At 62.6% G+C, this 17,445-nt stretch carries 13 protein-coding genes; 12 read left to right on the top strand and 1 reads right to left on the bottom strand.

Annotated features, from left to right (window positions below):
• The first annotated feature begins 86 nt into the window (after window positions 1-86).
• Window positions 87-773 (top strand): hypothetical protein, encoded by a 687-nt coding sequence (locus PMW70_RS00670; RefSeq protein ID WP_118256100.1) that lies wholly within the window; start codon window positions 87-89, stop codon window positions 771-773.
• Between the two features lie 146 nt (window positions 774-919).
• A complete protein-coding gene (locus PMW70_RS00665) occupies window positions 920-1,912 on the top strand; it encodes a PLP-dependent transferase (protein ID WP_271743574.1) in 993 nt (330 codons plus the stop codon).
• Between the two features lie 223 nt (window positions 1,913-2,135).
• Here the strand turns inward: PMW70_RS00665 and PMW70_RS00660 are convergent, their stop codons facing one another.
• Window positions 2,136-2,483 (bottom strand): winged helix-turn-helix domain-containing protein, encoded by a 348-nt coding sequence (locus PMW70_RS00660; RefSeq protein WP_118256098.1) that lies wholly within the window; start codon window positions 2,481-2,483, stop codon window positions 2,136-2,138.
• Window positions 2,484-2,676: 193 nt separating this feature from the next.
• Here PMW70_RS00660 and PMW70_RS00655 point away from each other — a divergent pair, with 193 nt between their 5' ends.
• The 10 genes from PMW70_RS00655 (at window position 2,677) to dnaG (ending at window position 17,337) form a co-directional block, all read left to right on the top strand.
• Window positions 2,677-4,188, top strand: a complete 1,512-nt coding sequence (locus PMW70_RS00655; protein WP_117803302.1) for an IMP dehydrogenase — start codon at window positions 2,677-2,679, stop codon at window positions 4,186-4,188.
• Window positions 4,189-4,450: 262 nt separating this feature from the next.
• Window positions 4,451-7,027, top strand: a complete 2,577-nt coding sequence (gene leuS / locus PMW70_RS00650; protein ID WP_271743573.1) for a leucine--tRNA ligase — start codon at window positions 4,451-4,453, stop codon at window positions 7,025-7,027.
• Window positions 7,028-7,285: 258 nt separating this feature from the next.
• On the top strand, window positions 7,286-7,780 hold the full coding sequence (locus PMW70_RS00645) for a ribosome maturation factor RimP (protein WP_271743572.1): 495 nt from the start codon (window positions 7,286-7,288) through the stop codon (window positions 7,778-7,780).
• 1 nt (window position 7,781) lies between these two features.
• Window positions 7,782-9,029, top strand: coding sequence for a transcription termination factor NusA (gene nusA / locus PMW70_RS00640; protein ID WP_271743571.1), 1,248 nt, complete (start codon window positions 7,782-7,784; stop codon window positions 9,027-9,029).
• A gap of 91 nt (window positions 9,030-9,120) precedes the next feature.
• Complete coding sequence (gene infB, locus PMW70_RS00635; protein ID WP_271743570.1) at window positions 9,121-11,835, top strand: translation initiation factor IF-2; 2,715 nt, start codon at window positions 9,121-9,123, stop codon at window positions 11,833-11,835.
• An 11-nt stretch (window positions 11,836-11,846) separates the two neighbouring features.
• On the top strand, window positions 11,847-12,257 hold the full coding sequence (gene rbfA / locus PMW70_RS00630) for a 30S ribosome-binding factor RbfA (RefSeq protein WP_117647311.1): 411 nt from the start codon (window positions 11,847-11,849) through the stop codon (window positions 12,255-12,257).
• Window positions 12,250-13,293, top strand: a complete 1,044-nt coding sequence (locus PMW70_RS00625) for a DHH family phosphoesterase (RefSeq protein ID WP_118267779.1) — start codon at window positions 12,250-12,252, stop codon at window positions 13,291-13,293. Before rbfA ends, PMW70_RS00625 begins: the two co-directional genes overlap by 8 nt.
• Window positions 13,294-13,308: 15 nt before the next feature.
• Window positions 13,309-14,241, top strand: coding sequence for a tRNA pseudouridine(55) synthase TruB (gene truB / locus PMW70_RS00620; protein ID WP_271743569.1), 933 nt, complete (start codon window positions 13,309-13,311; stop codon window positions 14,239-14,241).
• Entirely contained in the window at window positions 14,238-15,245 is a 1,008-nt protein-coding gene (gene ribF / locus PMW70_RS00615; RefSeq protein ID WP_271743568.1) for a riboflavin biosynthesis protein RibF, read from the top strand. Before truB ends, ribF begins: the two co-directional genes overlap by 4 nt.
• Window positions 15,238-17,337, top strand: coding sequence for a DNA primase (gene dnaG / locus PMW70_RS00610; protein WP_271743567.1), 2,100 nt, complete (start codon window positions 15,238-15,240; stop codon window positions 17,335-17,337). The genes ribF and dnaG overlap by 8 nt, the downstream gene beginning before the upstream one ends.
• Window positions 17,338-17,445: the final 108 nt, after the last annotated feature.

The raw sequence follows: 17,445 nt of genomic DNA, 5'->3' as shown, positions 1-17,445 counted from the left end.
CCTTAAAGGCGCTCCAGCTCGCGTTGACAGCGTAAAATACGCATGTTTGACTATGACTAAAGTGGATTTTAGGGGAGGAGTACGCCATGGAGGTGCTGGTTGTTGGCAACACCGCATATGTTGACGATGACTTTTGCGCCAAGGCATTCCCCGGGGACCACGTTAAGGTTGTAGCCGCCAAGGATGCGCGTCGTGATGAGTTGTCGCCCCATGCCTCGTGGAAAGAGCTGCTCCAGCACTTGGAGCAGGCCTACGAGTTCGACCGCGTGGTCTACCTTTCTACCTACCTTACCCCGTATACCGAGACTTTTGGCGGCATCGAACTGCTGCGCTCGGTGTTTCGTGCCTGTATGGGACGCAATGTGCAGCTGCTGTTTATTGCGGGGCCCGCGGGTGCGGAGGGCACCACTGGCGGATGTGACGACGACGCCACGGCCGCCAGTGGCGCCCAGACGGGCAAGGGCATTATCGCCCGCGCTGCCAACGACCTGTGCCGTTACTATGCATCGCGCGACGGCATCCAAGCCAAAGTCCTGCGCGTGCCGTATCTGTATACCGCATCGCCGGCATTAACCGACCCATTTTTGGTGCCGTTGTTCGAGGCATGCTCGGGCGGGTCGGTCGCACTTCAGGGTGCGGCAGATGCGCCGTTTCCCCTGCTGTGTGCCGAGGAACTCGCGGTGTTGGTGCATCGTATCTTTGACAGCTGGGATGCCAACTTTGAGATGCTCGACGTTGCAGACGCTTTTGGCCACCCGAGGCCTATGGCGTGACCGTTGACGCTCCGGGTGCGAGCGTGACCTATCACACGCTCAGCATCTAGGCGCTTCGTCGCCCATCGGCGCTATACTGCAGCCGTTGCCCACGATGCGGGGAACACCCGCATCGTGGGTTTTTGCTTATGAAGGGACGGTGCCGTGTGGATGTACAGCAGCTAGAAGAGGCCTGGGCTGCAAGGGCCGGCGCGCGTGAGGCGCGTCTTGCTGCAGCGCCGCATGTGCCGGCGGCTCTGTCGCTACTGCGTATTGTGCGTCCCGGTGACCGCCTGGTGGCCTTTGCGGACGATTTTGCCGATGCGTTTGCCTGCGGCTTTGATGGCTGCGATGTTGCGCTGGTGGGGGAGCCCGCGGCTGCGGCGTTTGCTGCTGCGTCTGAGGGCTTTGACGCTTCGTTTGATGCCGAGGGGCCGCACCTGTGGTGGTTCGTCAACTCCATCGGCGGGTTTGGTCTGCGTGTGCCCGATCTTCGTGCTCTGGGGCGCGCGGCTCGCGAGGCGCATGCGCTGCTCGTGGTTGATAACACTGTGTCAGGCGTCTTTGGGTGCAACCCGCTGCGTCTGGGCGCCGTGCTTTCGCTCGAGGCGCTCGACCGTGTGTGTGCCGGCGTTGCGCCGCGCAAACTCGTCGCCGCTTCGGTGGCGCGCTCGCAACTCAAGCGCCATCGCGTGGATGCCGCTGCCGAGTGCTCGCACGCGCTGCTTGTGGACTGCGGTGCGCCTGCTCTTGACCTGTCTGCCGAGGAGGCCGGCGTGCTGGAGCGCGGGTTGTCCTCGCTTGATGCTCGCATGCAGGCGCACTTCGATCGCGCCCGTGCGCTGGCCGAGTATCTGGCCGCCAACGAGATGGTATGCAACGTGCGCTATCCCGGGCTGACCTCGCATCCCGACCATGCCATCGCGACCGGCATCCTGGAGCACGGTTTTGGCCCGGCAGTAGAGTTTGACCTGATGGACTGCATCGCGGGTGAATTATTCAGCATACTGCCGGACGAATTCCGCACATCGCCCGCCGGCGGCGCAACGACGCGCCTTTCGGCTCCACGCGGCAAGCAGGGGAGCACCATCCGCCTCTTCGCCGGTACCGACGATCCCCTGCAGGTGGCTGCCACTCTCGATAACGCCCTTCGCAAGTAGCTAATCGGGGTCTGTGTCACGAAAACGGCCTATTTACTACGTTTAAGCAATAGGGTTCGACCACACCCGCCTATTTTGAAAATTACCAAGCGGTTTACCAGCGGTTTTATTTTCATAATGTCCGGTATAGTCGTGGGTATTCAACTAAACGTAGTAGATGGGCCCGTTTTGTGGCGCGAGCCTCAACCCGAGGGCGCTGTGGGCTAAAAACCGTCTAAAAGGACTACCCTGCATTGATGCTGGCGATGAGGTCGTCGGCTTTTGAGGCGATGACGTTGTTGATGTCGGCCTGCAGCTCCTCGTAGACCGCTATGGCTCGCTCGCCGGCGGGGGTGAGCGATGATCCGCGGGCGCCGTCGCGCTCGATGAGTTTGCATCCTAGCTGACCTTCGGCCTCGTTTACGATGCGCCAGGCCTTGGAATACGCCATGCCCATGCTCTTGGCGGCGCGGTTGAGCGAGTGCTCGCGGGCGATGCCCTGCAGCAGCAAGACACAGCCATGGCCGAACACGCCTGGCAGGTCTTTGTCGCACGCTTGAATGACCAGCTTTGCCGTCGTCTTGTACTCCATGTGCTCCACGTCTCCCCGCTAAAGTGTTTGCTGGGTAAACGCAAAGCCTGCGTCAAACCCTCGTGTGCTCTTCTTAAATCATGCATTGTAGCAGTCAAAGTGCGTTAAGATACTTCCCCAGTATTGGGCGCCCAAGGTTGGGCTGGGTCCTACGAGGCCTGCAGCCGACCGGTCGCATGGAAAAAGGAGAAACATGGCTACGTTCTTTCCCGGTGAGTCCCACACGTTTTCGGAGTATCTGCTGGTCCCTGGCTACTCGTCCTCGCAGTGCATCCCCAACAACGTCTCTCTTAAGACGCCGCTAACCCGCTTCAAGCGCGGTGAGAAGCCGGCAATCACCCTGAACATCCCCATGGTTTCCGCCATCATGCAGTCCGTCTCGGGCGTCGACATGGGTGTCGCGCTCGCTACCGAGGGTGGCCTGTCCTTCATTTACGGTTCCCAGACCCCCGAGTCCGAGGCCGCTATGGTCAAGGCCGTCAAGGATCACAAGGCTGGCTTCGTTCAGTCCGATTCCACGCTGACCCCCGACATGACCATGGAGCAGGTCATCGAGCTCAAGGAGAAGACCGGTCACTCCACCATGCCGGTCACCGACGACGGTACTCCCAAGGGTAAGCTCCTGGGCATCGTCACCAGCCGTGACTATCGCCCCAGTCGCGATGATCACCAGAAGAAGGTCTCCGAGTTCATGACCCCGCGTGAGCAGCTCATCGTGGGCGACAAGAACATCAGCCTCAAGGTTGCGAACGACGTCATCTGGGACAACAAGCTCAACGCCCTGCCTATCGTCGACGACAACGATCACCTTATGGGCATCGTCTTCCGCAAGGACTACGACAGCCACAAGACCAACCCCAACGAGCTGCTCGATAACGACAAGCGCTATATGGTCGGCGCCGGTATCAATACCCGCGACTATGCCGAGCGCGTGCCGCTGCTCATCGAGGCCGGTGCCGATGTCCTGTGCATCGATTCTTCCGAGGGCTTCAGCGAGTGGCAGAAGCGCACCATCGAGTGGATCCGCGCCAACTACGGCGAGGACGTCAAGGTCGGTGCCGGTAACGTCGTCGACGCCGAGGGCTTCCGCTTCTTGGCCGACTGCGGGGCCGACTTCATCAAGGTCGGTATCGGCGGCGGTTCCATTTGCATCACCCGCGAGACCAAGGGCATCGGCCGTGGCCAGGCCACCGCGCTGATCGACGTCTGCCGCGCTCGCGACGAGTACTACGAGGAGACCGGCGTCTACGTGCCCGTGTGCTCCGACGGCGGTATCGTCTACGACTACCACATGACGCTCGCCCTTGCCATGGGCGCCGACTTTATGATGCTGGGCCGCTACTTCGCCCGCTTTGACGAGAGCCCGACCGAGCGCGTCAACGTCAACGGCCAGTACATGAAGGAGTACTGGGGCGAGGGTTCTGCGCGTGCCCGCAACTGGCAGCGCTACGACCTGGGCGGCGCCGCGAAGCTCAGCTTCGTCGAGGGCGTCGACTCCTACGTTCCCTACGCCGGCTCCCTCAAGGACGGCGTGGGCGGCACGCTCTACAAGGTCAAGTCCACGATGTGCAACTGCGGCGCCCTCTCGATCCCCGAGCTCCAGGAAAAGGCACGTCTGACCTTGGTCTCCTCGACCTCGATCGTCGAAGGCGGAGCCCACGACGTCGTAGTCAAGGACTCCCAACAGAGCGTAACGTATCGATAAGATAAGACCTGCACATAAAGGTTGAGCCTCAACCACGTTATTTAGATAAAGCGAGATGCCTGCAAGTCGCAGGCATCTCGCTTGTTGTATTTGCTATCATCAGTCGAGTTAACGATGTGGCGGGGCGTTCTTATCTTTGCTCGCTGCAAGTTCCGCACGAGCCGAAGAGCACTTAATGTGCTCTTCGTGCGAGCAGGACTGTCCGCAGCAGCGAGTAAAGGTAAGAACGCCCCGCCCCAACCCAGCTAACAAAGGAGCTGATATGTGCGATTGCACAGATCATAAGGATGAGATCCCTGCCTACGACGCGCAGGCCATTGAGTCCCGGTGGATGAAGGCCTGGGACGACGAGAACCTCTTTGCCGTCGACACCGACGCCACCAAGCCCAAGAAGTACGTGCTCGAAATGTTCCCGTATCCGTCGGGCGACCTGCACATGGGCCACGCGCGCAACTATACCATCGGCGATGCCATGGCCCGTCAGGCCCGCATGCGCGGCTTTGACGTGCTGCACCCCATCGGCTTTGACGCCTTTGGCCTGCCCGCCGAGAACGCCGCCATCAAGCACAACACGCAGGCTGCCGCCTGGACGTATAAGAACATGGACCAGGCGCTCGCCACGATGAGGCGCATGGGCTTCTCCTACGACCTGGATCGCACCGTTAAGACCTGCAGCCCCGACTACTATCGCTGGGGCCAGTGGATCTTTGAGAAGATGTGGGAAAAGGGCCTGGTCTATCGTAAGAAGAATCCGGTTAACTGGTGCCCCACCTGCAAGACCGTTTTGGCTAACGAGCAGGTGACCGAGGGCAAGTGCTGGCGTTGCGGCACCGAGCCCGAGAAGCGCGACCTTGAGCAGTGGTACTACAAGATCACCGAGTACTCCCAGGAGCTGCTCGACGACCTGGAGAAGCTCCCCGGCTGGCCCGAGCGCGTCAAGCAGATGCAGGCCAACTGGATCGGTCGCTCTGAGGGCGCCGAGGTCGACTTTACCCTGTGCGATGCCGATGGCGAGCCCATCGAGGGCGATGAGGGCAAGATCACCGTCTTCACCACGCGTGCCGATACCCTTTTTGGCGTCTCCTTCTTTGTCCTGGCTCCCGAGTACGCCCGTCTGCACGAGCTCGTCGAGGGCACGGAGTACGAGGCGGCCGTCACCAAGATCGTTGAGGACTCCAAGCACATTTCTGCCGTCGAGCGTGCCCAGGGCACTCTCGAGAAGCACGGTGCCTTTACCGGCCGCTACGTGGTGAACCCCGTTAACGGCGAAAAGGTCCCCGTGTGGGTTGCCGACTACGTCGTGGCCGACTACGGCACCGGCGCCGTCATGGCCGTTCCCTGCGGCGACCAGCGCGACTTTGAGTTTGCCCGCAAGTATGATCTGCCGATCGTGCCGATTATCCTGGACGACGATGATCGCGCTGCCGTCGAGGCCAGCGGCGAGACCATCGATACCTTCCATGCCGAGACTGTCGACTGGGAATGCGCCCACGCTGCCGAGGGCACGCTGGTCCAGTCCGGCAAGTACACCGGTATGCGCGGCGGCAAGCACTCCGAGGGCGAGGCTGCGATCGTGGCCGACCTCGAGGCCATGGGCTGCGGTCGTCGTAAGGTCGAGTTCCGTCTGCGCGACTGGCTCATTTCCCGCCAGCGCTATTGGGGCAACCCCATCCCGGCCATCCACTGCGAGCACTGCGGCATCGTGCCCGTGCCCGAGGACCAGCTGCCGGTGACGCTGCCCGAGAACCTTGACCTGGGCGCCGGCGAGACCCTTGCCGAGTGCAAGGAGTTCTACGAGACCACCTGCCCGGTCTGCGGCCGCCCGGCCAAGCGCGAGACCGATACCATGGACACCTTTACCTGCTCCAGTTGGTATTACCTGCGCTATACCGACCCGCACAACACCGAGCAGCCCTTCTCCCGCGAGGCCGCCGACCGTTGGATGCCCGTCGATAACTACATCGGCGGCATCGAGCACGCCATTCTGCACCTGCTCTACAGCCGCTTCTTTACCAAGGCACTGCGCGACCTGGGCCTGCTGAGTGTGGACGAGCCCTTCACCAACCTGCTGTGCCAGGGCATGGTCAAGGACGAGAACGGCGACACCATGTCCAAGTCCAAGGGCAACGTCGTGCCCCCGAGCTCGGTCATCGAGCCCTACGGCGCCGACACCATGCGTCTGGCGATCCTGTTTATCGCCCCGCCCGAGAAGGACTTCGACTGGGATCCCAAGGCCGTTGAGGGCGCCAACCGCTTCATCAAGCGCGCCTGGCGTATCGTTTGGCAGCTCGTCCAGTCCGGCGACGCCAACGTGGCCTTCGACAAGTCCGCGCTCGACGAGGTTGCGATGAAGCTCTATCGCGAGCGTCACCGCACCATCGCCAAGTGCACCGAGGACTTCGATCGCGGCCAGTTCAACACCGCCATCTCGGCCGTCATGGAACTCGTCAATGCCGCGAGTGCCTACCTCAATGCTACTGAGGGCGCTTCCCGTGACAAGGCGCTGTGCTACGGCGTGGCTAAGGATATCGTGAGCGTCCTTGCCCCCATCTGCCCGTTCTGGGCCGACGAGCTGTGGCACGAGGCGCTCGGCTGCGAGGGCAACGCCTACACCGCCGCCTGGCCCGAGTTCGACCTGGCCGAGTCCGTTGAGGACACGGTGCAGATCGTGGTCCAGGTGCTTGGTAAGGTCCGCGGCCGCGTCGAGGTGGCCCGCAATGCCTCCAATGAGGATATGCAGGCCGTCGCCGAGGCCGCCGTCGCCAAGTGGACCGAGGGCAAGACCGTCGTCAAGGCCATCTGCGTGCCCGGCAAGCTTGTCAACCTTGTGGTCAAGTAAACGTCGCACGCATAGCTGATGCTTCTAAGACGAGGGGCGATCCGGCTGGGTCGTCCCTCGTTTTGTTTTACCTGCCCAAAGCGCCCGCGGTCAATTGTTCTATTCTTGTGGAGAACCTGTGCGCACGCTGACCTGCAGATTCGTACTGTGCTTGCGCGTTTCCGCAGCTATTGGTATAGTTTGCTTGCAAATGAAGTTGTAATTGAAAGAAGTGGGGTTTCGGCCCCGCTTCTTTTTTGTATGGATGGAGGTGCCGCAATGGTCAAGACCAAGACCGAGCAGGCGATCATCGACGCGCTCGAGGCCGTCGCTCCCCAGCACGATGTCGACATCGTCGACGTCGAGCTCGTGGGTGCCACCAAGGCCCCCTGCGTGCGCGTGCGTATCGAGGGTGCCGAGGGTCAGAGCCTGTCGCTCAACGACGTCACGGCCAACACCAAGTGGGTCGGCGACGTGATCGAGGAGCTCGACCCCATTTCTTCGAGCTACACGCTCGAGGTGTCGAGCCCGGGCATGGCGCGCCCGCTGCGCCGCCCGCGCGACTTTGCCCGCTTTGTGGGCGAGAACTGCGAGCTCACCTCCACCGCCACCGAGGGCCGTCGCAAGTACGCCGGCAAGATTGCCGCCGCCACCGAGACGAACGTGACCCTCGAGCTCGAGGACGGCGACTCCGTCACCCTCGATTTCTCTGATGTTATAAAGTGCAAGTTGAAGCCCACCTATGACTTCAAGCCCGCGAAGGAAGGAAAGTAAGATGGCAGCATCCGACATGATGTCCGCCCTGATGGAGCTTTGCCAGGAGAGGCACATCGACCAGCTCTACCTGATCGACCGCCTGGAGCAGTCACTCGCCAAGAGCTATGCCGAGATCCTGCATCTTGAGTGGGGCGCCAAGGTGACCATCGACCGCACCACCGGCAAGATCTACGTCTACCGCCTGGAGCCGATCGACGATTCCATGGACGAGGAGGGCAACTTCACCGAGTTCGAGGAGATCGACGTCACCCCCAAGAACACGAGCCGCATCGCCGCTCAGCATGCCAAGGCCGAGATCAACGCCATCGTGCGCAACTCCGCCCGCGAGCAGATCTACGAGGAGTTCTCCGGCCGTATCGGTGACCTCATCAGCGGTACCGTGCTGCAGTCCACCCCCGACTTCACGATCGTCAAGATTCGCGAGGGCGTCGAGGCCGAGCTTCCGCACTTCGATCAGCGCCGTTACGAGAACGAGCGCAACGAGCGTCCGATGGGCGAGCGCTACCTGCACAATCAGCACATCAAGGCCGTGATCATCGATGTTCGCGACCCCAACTCCAACCTGCAGCCGGTTCGCGGCGAGCACAGCCGTCCGCCGATTGTCATCTCCCGTACCCACCCCGAGCTCATGCGTCGTCTGTTTGAGCAGGAGGTGCCCGAGATCTATGAAGGCACCGTCCAGATCAAGTCGATCGCCCGCGAGCCTGGCCAGCGCTCCAAGGTCGCCGTCCACTCGCTCGACGATCGCCTGGATCCCGTTGGCGCCTGCGTCGGCCCCAAGGGCAGCCGTGTTCGCGCCGTCGTGGGCGAGCTCCGTGGCGAGCGCGTCGACGTTATCTTGTGGGATGCCGATCCGGCCGTCTACGTCGCCAACGCCCTGTCGCCTGCTAAGGTCACCCGCGTCCTCATCGACGAGGAGAAGGCCTACGCCGGCGTTATCGTGCCCGATGACCAGCTGTCCCTCGCCATCGGCAAGGAGGGCCAGAACGCCCGCCTCGCCGCGCGCCTGACCGGCTGGCACATCGACATCAAGTCCGAGACCCTTGCCGCCGACATCCTCAAGAACGTTCCCGTTCACGAGGAGCCCGCCGCCGACCTGATCGGTGACGAGGAGGACGAGGACGTCCGTCGCTGCGAGTTCGTGTCCGAGGACGGCATCCAGTGCCGCAACCAGGCCCGTCCCGGCTCCCGTTTCTGCGGTGTCCACGACACCGACGCCTTCGATGATGCGGAGGACCTGATCTAGCGCGCGGTCGCGCCGGGCAGGTCCCGGCGCATCTCCCACGCTCGTTCAGTCTCTAGGCACCCAAGGTGCCAGAAAGGGTAGGTGAAGTCATATGGCAAAAGTCCGTGTGTCCACCCTGGCCAAAGAGTTCGGCATGACCTCCAAGGAACTGATGGGTCATCTCGCCGAAATGAAGATTCCCGCTAAGTCCGCCTCCTCCGCCCTGGAGGACGCCTATGTCGCCATGGTCCGCAAGCAGCTCGCCTCGGTGATCGAGGCCCGCGCCCAGGAAGTCGAGGCCGCCAAGCAGGCCGAGGAGCAGGCTGCCGCCGCCGAGGAGGCAGCACGCGCTGCCGAGGCCGAGCGCGAGCGCATCGCCGCCGAGAAGGCACGCGAGGAGGAGCGCCGCCAGTTCGCCGCCGCCCAGGCTGCCGAGGAGGCCGCCCGCGCCGAGGCCGAGGCCAAGAAGAAGGCCGAGCAGGAGCGTCTTGCTCGCGAGAAGGAGGAGGCTGCCCGCGAGGCCCAGCGTCGCGCCGTTCCCGCTTCCGACTCCGGTTCGCGCTTCCGTTCGCTGCTCGACCAGATCGCCGCACAGGAGACCGTGCTCAAGGAGAAGAAGGACGCCGAGCAGAAGGCCAAGGCCGAGCGCGCTGCCGAGCGCGGCAACCGTCGTGGCGGCAACAACGACCGTCGCGGTGGCCGTCGTAACGATCGCAACGCCTCCGACAACAACTCCGAGCGCAACGCCTCCGAGAGCCGTCCCCACAGCCATCGCACCAATGCCAGCAACAACGTCGCTGCCGGCATGGACTTCCCCAACCCCGACAAGCAGGGCAAGGGCAAGAAGCGCAAGGGCGGTCACAACAACGAAGAGGACCACTACAGCCGCATGGCTCGCGAGGCCGAGGAGTACAGCCGCGAGAAGGTGCTCGAGGAGGCTCGTGCCGCCGTCGAGGAGGCCTCTCGCGAGTCCACTGGTCGCCGCAAAAAGCGCAAGGAGAAGCGCGAGCGCGAGGCCGCAAAGGCTCAGGAAGAGCGCAAGATTGAGGAGGCGCTGGCCCAGGGCGTAAACCCCGAGGACCTCGACGCCATCAAGGTCTCCCAGGGCGTTACCGTCCAGGAGCTCGCCGAGGCGCTCGACGTTCCGGCCAACGACATCATCAAGCGCCTGTTCCTGCTGGGCACGCCGCTTACCATGACGCAGTCCATGTCCGACGACCTCGTCGAGCTCGTTGCCGACGACCTGGGCCGCCAGATCAAGATCATCACCCCCGAGGAGGAGAACACCTTCTCGTTCTACGACGATCCCGCCGACCTTAAGCCGCGTGCCCCGGTCGTCACCGTCATGGGCCACGTCGACCACGGCAAGACTTCGCTGCTCGACGCCATCCGTCACACCGGCGTCGCTGCCGGCGAGGCGGGCGGCATTACTCAGGCCATCGGCGCTTCGCAGGTCATGATCAATGACCGCAAGATTACCTTCATCGATACCCCCGGTCACGCCACCTTTACGGCCATGCGTGCCCGCGGCGCCAAGGTGACCGACATCGTCATTCTGATCGTGGCTGCCGACGACGGCGTCATGCCCCAGACCATCGAGTCGATCAACCACGCCAAGGCCGCCGGCGTCCCCATCGTCGTCGCCGTCAACAAGATCGATAAGCCGGGTGCCAACCCCGACCGCGTGCGCCAGGAGCTCACCGAGTACGGCATCATCCCCGAGGAGTGGGGCGGACAGAACATGTTCGTCAACATCTCCGCCAAGCAGAAGATCGGTATCGACGACCTGCTCGAGACCGTCCTGCTCCAGGCCGACGTGCTCGAACTCAAGGCCAACCCCGATACGTTCGCTTCGGGCAACGTCCTCGAGGCTAAGCTCGACAAGGGCCGCGGCTCGGTTGCCACGGTGCTCGTGACCCGCGGTACCCTGCACGTGGGCGATACGCTGGTCGCCGGCCTTACCTACGGCCGCGTCCGCGCCATGCTCGACCCCAAGGGCAACGCCGTCACCGAGGCCGGTCCCTCCGACGCCGTCGAGATCCTGGGCCTGCAGTCCGTCCCCAACGCCGGCGATGAGTTCCGCGTGTTCGAGGACGAGCGCGAGGCTCGCGCCCTGGCCGACGAGCGTTCGCTCAAGGCCCGCATCGAGGAGCAGAGCCGCGTGAAGCATGTGACGCTCGAGAACCTCTTCGAGACCATCGCCGACGCCGAGGTCAAGGAGCTCAACCTGATCATCAAGGCCGACGTCCAGGGTTCTATCGAGGCCCTTCAGGACTCCCTCGACAAGATGGACCAGTCCGAAGTGCGCATCAACACGATCCACTCCGCCGTTGGCGCCATCAACGAGACCGACGTCGTTCTGGCCGACGCCTCCAACGCCATCATCATCGGCTTTGGCGTCCGTCCCGACGGCAAGGCCCGCTCCGCCGCCGAGCGCGAGGGCGTCGAGATCCGTTGCTACGACGTCATCTACAAGTGCCTCGAGGACCTCGACGCAGCCCGTATCGGCATGCTCAAGCCCACCGAGGTCGAGGTTTCCACGGGTACCGCGACCGTTCTGGACACCTTCAAGGTGCCCAAGGTCGGTATCGCCGCCGGTGTCCGCGTCGAAGAGGGCGAGATCGCCGCGACCGATTCCGTGCGCCTGGTGCGCGACGGCATCGTGGTCTTCAACGGCAAGATCGCCTCGATGCGCCACTACAAGGATGAGGCCAAGAGCCTCAAGAGCGGCTCCGAGGGCGGTATTGGCCTGGAGAACTTCCAGGACATTAAGCCTGGCGACACCATTGAGGGCTACCGCATCGACCAGGTTGCCCGTACCGAGTAGGGGGTAGCGCTATGAAGCAAACGCAGGCAACCCGCCGTTTGGGCGAGCAGCTTCGCGAGAAGCTCGGTTATATCCTGCTCTTTGAGGTTTCCGATCCGCGTCTCGACCTGGTCACCCTGACCGCGGTCGAGGTCGCGGTGGACCGTTCGTTCGCGCGTGTGTACGTGTCGTGCGACGCGAGCCGCTACGACGAGGTCATGGAGGCGCTCGCCAGCGCCAAGGGCCGCATCCGTAGCCTGCTGGCCCGCTCGCTCGATTGGCGCGTCACGCCCGAGCTCGATTTTCGCATCGATCGCTCGACCGATGAGGCCGAGCGCATCACGCGTGCGCTGGAAAACGTTCCCGCCACGCTTGCGATCGAAAAGGACGAGGACGGCTATCCGATAGCGGATGCCGCCCAGGAGGCAGCTTTAGATGAGTAATTCCGCCGACCTCGCATCGTGCGAGTCTGCAGATATTCAGCGACGCATCCTTGAGCTCATCGAGGGTGCGTCCTCCATTGCGATTTCGGGACATACGTCTCCCGATGGCGACGCCCTGGGCTCCGTGCTAGGCCTGGGCCTCTCGCTTAGGAAGTTCTTTCCCAACAAGGACATTGCCCTGCTGCTGGCAGACGATGACCCGGTTCCGCGCATCTACCGTTTTATGGAGGGCGCCGACCGTCTGGTGCCGGCATCTGCGTATACCGGCAATCCGGACCTGTTCATCTCGGTGGACGTGCCGGTCGTCGAGCGTCTGAACAACTCCGCCGAGGTGCTTCGTCGCTCGTCGCATGTGGTGTGCTTCGATCACCATCCGGCGCGCGAGGAATTTGCCGAGCTGAGCCTGAGGTGCGTCGACGCCGCGGCCTGCGCCATGATCATCGACCGCTTTTTGGACAATTGTGGCATTGTGGCTCGCGATGGTGTTGCGACCTGCTTGTTGTGCGGCCTGGTGACCGATACCGGTCGTTTTCAGTATCAAAACGCCGATGCCGCCGCGTTCCATGCAGCCTCGCGTCTGGTTGCCCACGGTGCCGATCCGGCGCGTGTGGCACTCGAGGTCTACCAGAGCATGCGCGTTGAGTTTTTGCACCTCAAGTCCATCGTTATGGGCCGCATTAAGACGGTGGCCCACGGGCGCGTCGCGTATAGCTACGCGTACCAGAGTGACCTTGAGGCGTGCGGTGTCACCTCGGATGAGTGCGACGGTCTGGTTGACGTGGTGCGCTCGGTGATGGGCGTCGAGGTCTGCCTGTTCCTGAAGGGCATTGAGGGCGATACCAAGGTGCGCGGCAACCTGCGCTCCAAGGGCGACCTCAACGTGTCCGAGATCGCTGCTGCCTTTGGCGGAGGCGGACATCCTGCTGCCGCCGGTTTCTCCAACAACGGAACGATTCTCGAGACGCTCACCGTGGCACTTCCCATGCTGGCCGAACTGGTAGGGGAGGATCCCGCTTCGGTGACCGTCGAGCTTTAACTTTTTGGATGGTACATGGCTCGTCGTACGCCTTCTCAACTGAATATGCTGCTCGCCGTCGATAAGCCGGTGGGCTGCACGTCCCACGATGTGGTTTCGCAATGCCGGCGCGCCCTCCATGAGCGACGCGTCGGCCATGCCGGCACGCTCGACCCCATGGCATCGGGTGTCATGGTGGTGGGTGTGGGCCAGGCCACCCGTCTGCTGGGCATGCTCACGCTCGATACCAAAAGCTATGTCGCCGACATCTCGTTTGGCGCCGAGACCAATACCGATGATGCGGAGGGCGAGGCGGTCCGCACGGTGGCTGTTGCCAACGAGCTCCGCGATCCTGCCTATGCCCGTGAGCGCCTGGCCGCTATGCTGGGTCCGCAGATGCAGGTGCCGCCGGCGTTTTCGGCTATCTCGGTCAATGGCGTTCGCGCCTACAAGTCTGCTCGTGAGGGCAATGCGGTGGACCTACCTCCGCGCCCCGTCGAGGTCTATGCCGCCGACCTGATCGCCGTGGGCGGCGAAGGTGATACGTGTGTGTGGACCGTGGCGTTCTCGGTGAGCAAGGGCACCTATATCCGTGCGCTCGCTCGCGACTTGGGCCGCGCCTGCGAGAGCGCCGCGCACATTTCCGCGCTGCGCCGCACGGCCTCCGGTGTTGTTTCCATTGGCGCCTGTCATGCGGTCGAGGAGCTTTCTCCCGAGTCCGCGCCCGGCTTTGCCCTGGATCCCATTGCGGCCCTGGGCGCCACGCGTGTTGACTTGCCGGACAATCTTGCCGAAGACCTGCTCTGCGGCCGACGCATTCCCGTTGAGCGTGCGCTTGCCGATTTCGATGCTTCGAAAGCGCCGTTTGCGCTGGTGCTCGATGGGGGACTCAAGGCGCTCGCCCGCATCGAAAGTGGCCGTTTTGTCATGGAGCACGTGTTTCCGCAGGCAATCGGCGGTGTTCGATGATGTTGTCCGCTCGCGAGCTCGCGCGTATCTTTTTTGAAGGCGAGTCGGACGAGGCTCGCATCGACACTGCCGATGCGTTTGATGAGTGCGAGCACTTGGGTGCTGCCTCGATCGTCATTGGCGTGTTCGATGGCGTTCACCGTGGACACCGGGAACTCATCGAAGCGCTTGTCCGTGATGCCTGTGCCCATGGCTGCAAGGCGGTCGTGGTCACTTTCGATCCCGATCCGGACGTTGTGGTGAGTCCTTCGCCCGCTCAAAAATTGATGACGACGGCCGACCGTCTACATGCCTTGGCTCAGACCGGGGTCGATGCAGTGGTGGCCGTTCCCTTTACGCCTGAGGTTGCGGCACTCGACCATGTCGGTTTTCTCACACTGTTGTCACGCGTGGTCGACATTCGTTCGATTCGCGTTGGCAGCGATTTTAGGCTGGGTCGTGGCGGTGCTTCTGGTGTTGCCGAGATGCGCGTCTGGGGTTCCGAGCACGGCGTTGACGTGTATGGTCACGATCTGCTTTGCGAGGGCGGTGAGGCCATTTGCGCCACCCGCATCCGTCATGAGCTGGGACAGGGCCGTGTGGAGCTGGCTGCTGAGTTGCTCGGCCGCCCGTATATGCTGCGCGGCGGTGTTATTCGCGGCCGTCACGAGGGCTCTGGCATGGGCTTTCCCACGGCAAACCTGCAGGTTCCCGACGGCATTCAGGTGCCTGCCGATGGCGTGTATGAGGGCCTGGTGCTCGTCGATGACACCGTATGGCCTGCTGCCGTTAACGTCGGCCTGCCGCCGACGTATGCCGACGATGCCGCTTCATCGCATCTCGAGGCTAACTTAATTGGTTATACGGGCGACCTGTACGGCGCTTCCGTTTCGCTGGCGTTTACGCGCTGGCTGCGTCCCTCGCGTGTGTTCGAATCGCTGGATGAGTTGATCTCGACCGTCGAGGGTAATATCGAGGATATTCGTCACAACTTGGGCGAGCAGGGGGTGGGCATCCGTGATTAGCGATGAGGAAAAAGACCAGGTACGCGCTGCGTCCGACTTAGTTGCCATCGTGCAGGAAACGGTTGAGCTCAAGCCCCGCGGCCATGAGTTTTGGGGTTGCTGCCCCTTCCATGGCGAAAAGACGCCTTCTTTCCACATTATCCCCGCTACGCAGGTCTGGCACTGCTTTGGCTGCGGCGAAGGCGGCGACGTCTTCACCTATATCATGAAGCGCGAAAACCTGAGCTTTCCCGAGTCAATCCGCTATTTGGCCGATCGTGCGGGTATTGAGCTGCATGACACCGGAGATCGTCGCGAGCGCGGTACCAAGCGTGCCCGCATCTACGATCTGTGTGCCGAGACCGCCCAGTTCTACCACACCATGCTTATGCGCGGTAAGGACGGCCGTCCACGCGAGTACTTTGCCAGCCGTGGTATGGGTGGCGACGTCTGCCGCCGCTACTGCCTGGGCTTTGCACCGGGCCGCAACGCGCTGGTGTCGCACCTGTCCCAGGCGGGTTTTACCCCGCAGGAGATGATCGACGCCAACGTTGCCGTGAGCCGCGGGCGCGGGCAGCTTGCCGACCGCTTCTACGACCGCGTGATGTTTCCCATCTTTGACGAGCAGGGTCACAACATTGCCTTTGGCGGGCGCATCATGGGTGACGGCCAACCCAAGTACCTCAACACCGCCGAGACGAGCGTGTTCCATAAAAAGCGAAACCTCTATGGCTTTAACTGGGCCAAGGAGTTTATCGTCGCGCAGGATACGGCCATCGTGGTGGAGGGCTATACCGATTGCATCGCCTGCTGGGAGGCGGGGATCAAAAACGTTGTCGCCACGCTGGGCACCGCGCTCACGGAGCATCACGTCAAGACGCTCACCCGCTTTGCCAAGCGTATCGTGTATATGTTCGATGGCGATGCCGCGGGCCAGAAGGCCGCCCGTCGCGCGATTCAATTTATCGAGCAGGATTCGATGGACCTGCGCTGCGTGGTACTGCCCGACGGCAACGATCCCATGGAGTTCATCACGGCGCACGGCGGAGAGGAGCTGCAGAAACGCATTGACGCCGCCGAGCCGCTCATGGACTTTGTTTACCGTTCGCTGCAGGAGTCGAGCGACATCACCACGCCGGGCGGTCGTGCCAAGGCGCTCGAGGATGCGCTGACGCTCATCTATCCGCTGCGCGATAGCTACATGATCGATACGTACTTTATCCAGATTGCCGACCTGCTTGGCTTGGATTTGGAGACGGTGCGCTCGAGCTCGGGCCGTGTGTTTCGCGATGTCGCTAAACGCGAGGATGCGGAGCGTCGCCGTGAGCAGAACTATGAACGCCAGCGGGCGCAAGCCGAGCGATCTGGTAGCGCGGGCGGTCGGTCATCTGGTTCGCAGGGGGCATCTCGTGGTACTTGGGCATCGGGCGCGACGCCGCCGGTGTCCGCGCCGGTCGAAGAAGAGCCGTACGACTATGTCCCGCTCGATGCATACGGTGTCGCGCCTGTAGAGGTCGTCGACGACCTGCCACCGATTGATGTGCCTGATGGTATGGGCTCTGCGCCCGCCGGTTCCCCGACAGACGCCTCGGCCACTATGGTTTTGACCGATCTGGAACGCAAGTCCTTGGCAGGGGAGCGCGAGCTGCTGACCATGCTCACGAGCTACCCCGACCTGTTCCGCACGTATGCCGATCGCATCTGCTCCATCGAGTGGGTCGACCCGCGTCACGAGTCCATCGCATGGGCCGTACTGGCGACGCCCCCGGGCACCGATCCTGCGACCTGCATGGATGCGGCGCGCTCGGTGTGTCCCGAGGCGGCAACGCTTGTGAGTGCCGGGCGCATCTCGGCGACGAGCAAACACCCCACCGAGACGAACATCGTGTTCATGCTCGATACGCTCGAGCTCTACACCATCAAGCGCCGCATGCGTGCTGCACAGGCCAAGCTGCGCCAGGACCGTTCACTCGATGACGAGGCCCGTCGCGCGCTGACCGTGCAGGCCGCGCAGGATTCGCAACGTCAACGCGAACTGCAAAAGTCGATCGGCGGCGTGGCTGACCCGTTCCGTTTGATCGGTCTGGAGGCCGCAGGCACCGAACAGGCCTAGATGTTGTGGTCAACCAGCGTATTCTCGCCTATATCCAGTCTGGATTTTGGGTATAGACGTTGCTGTGTGCTAAAGTATTGAGTCCTGTGGACTATGAAGGGAGAATCT

The sequence above is a fragment of the Collinsella aerofaciens genome (assembly GCF_028209625.1).
Lineage (GTDB): Bacteria > Actinomycetota > Coriobacteriia > Coriobacteriales > Coriobacteriaceae > Collinsella > Collinsella aerofaciens_AM.
The sequence above is the reverse complement of the archived record's forward strand: the minus strand, read 5'-3'. Positions and strand labels throughout refer to the sequence as shown.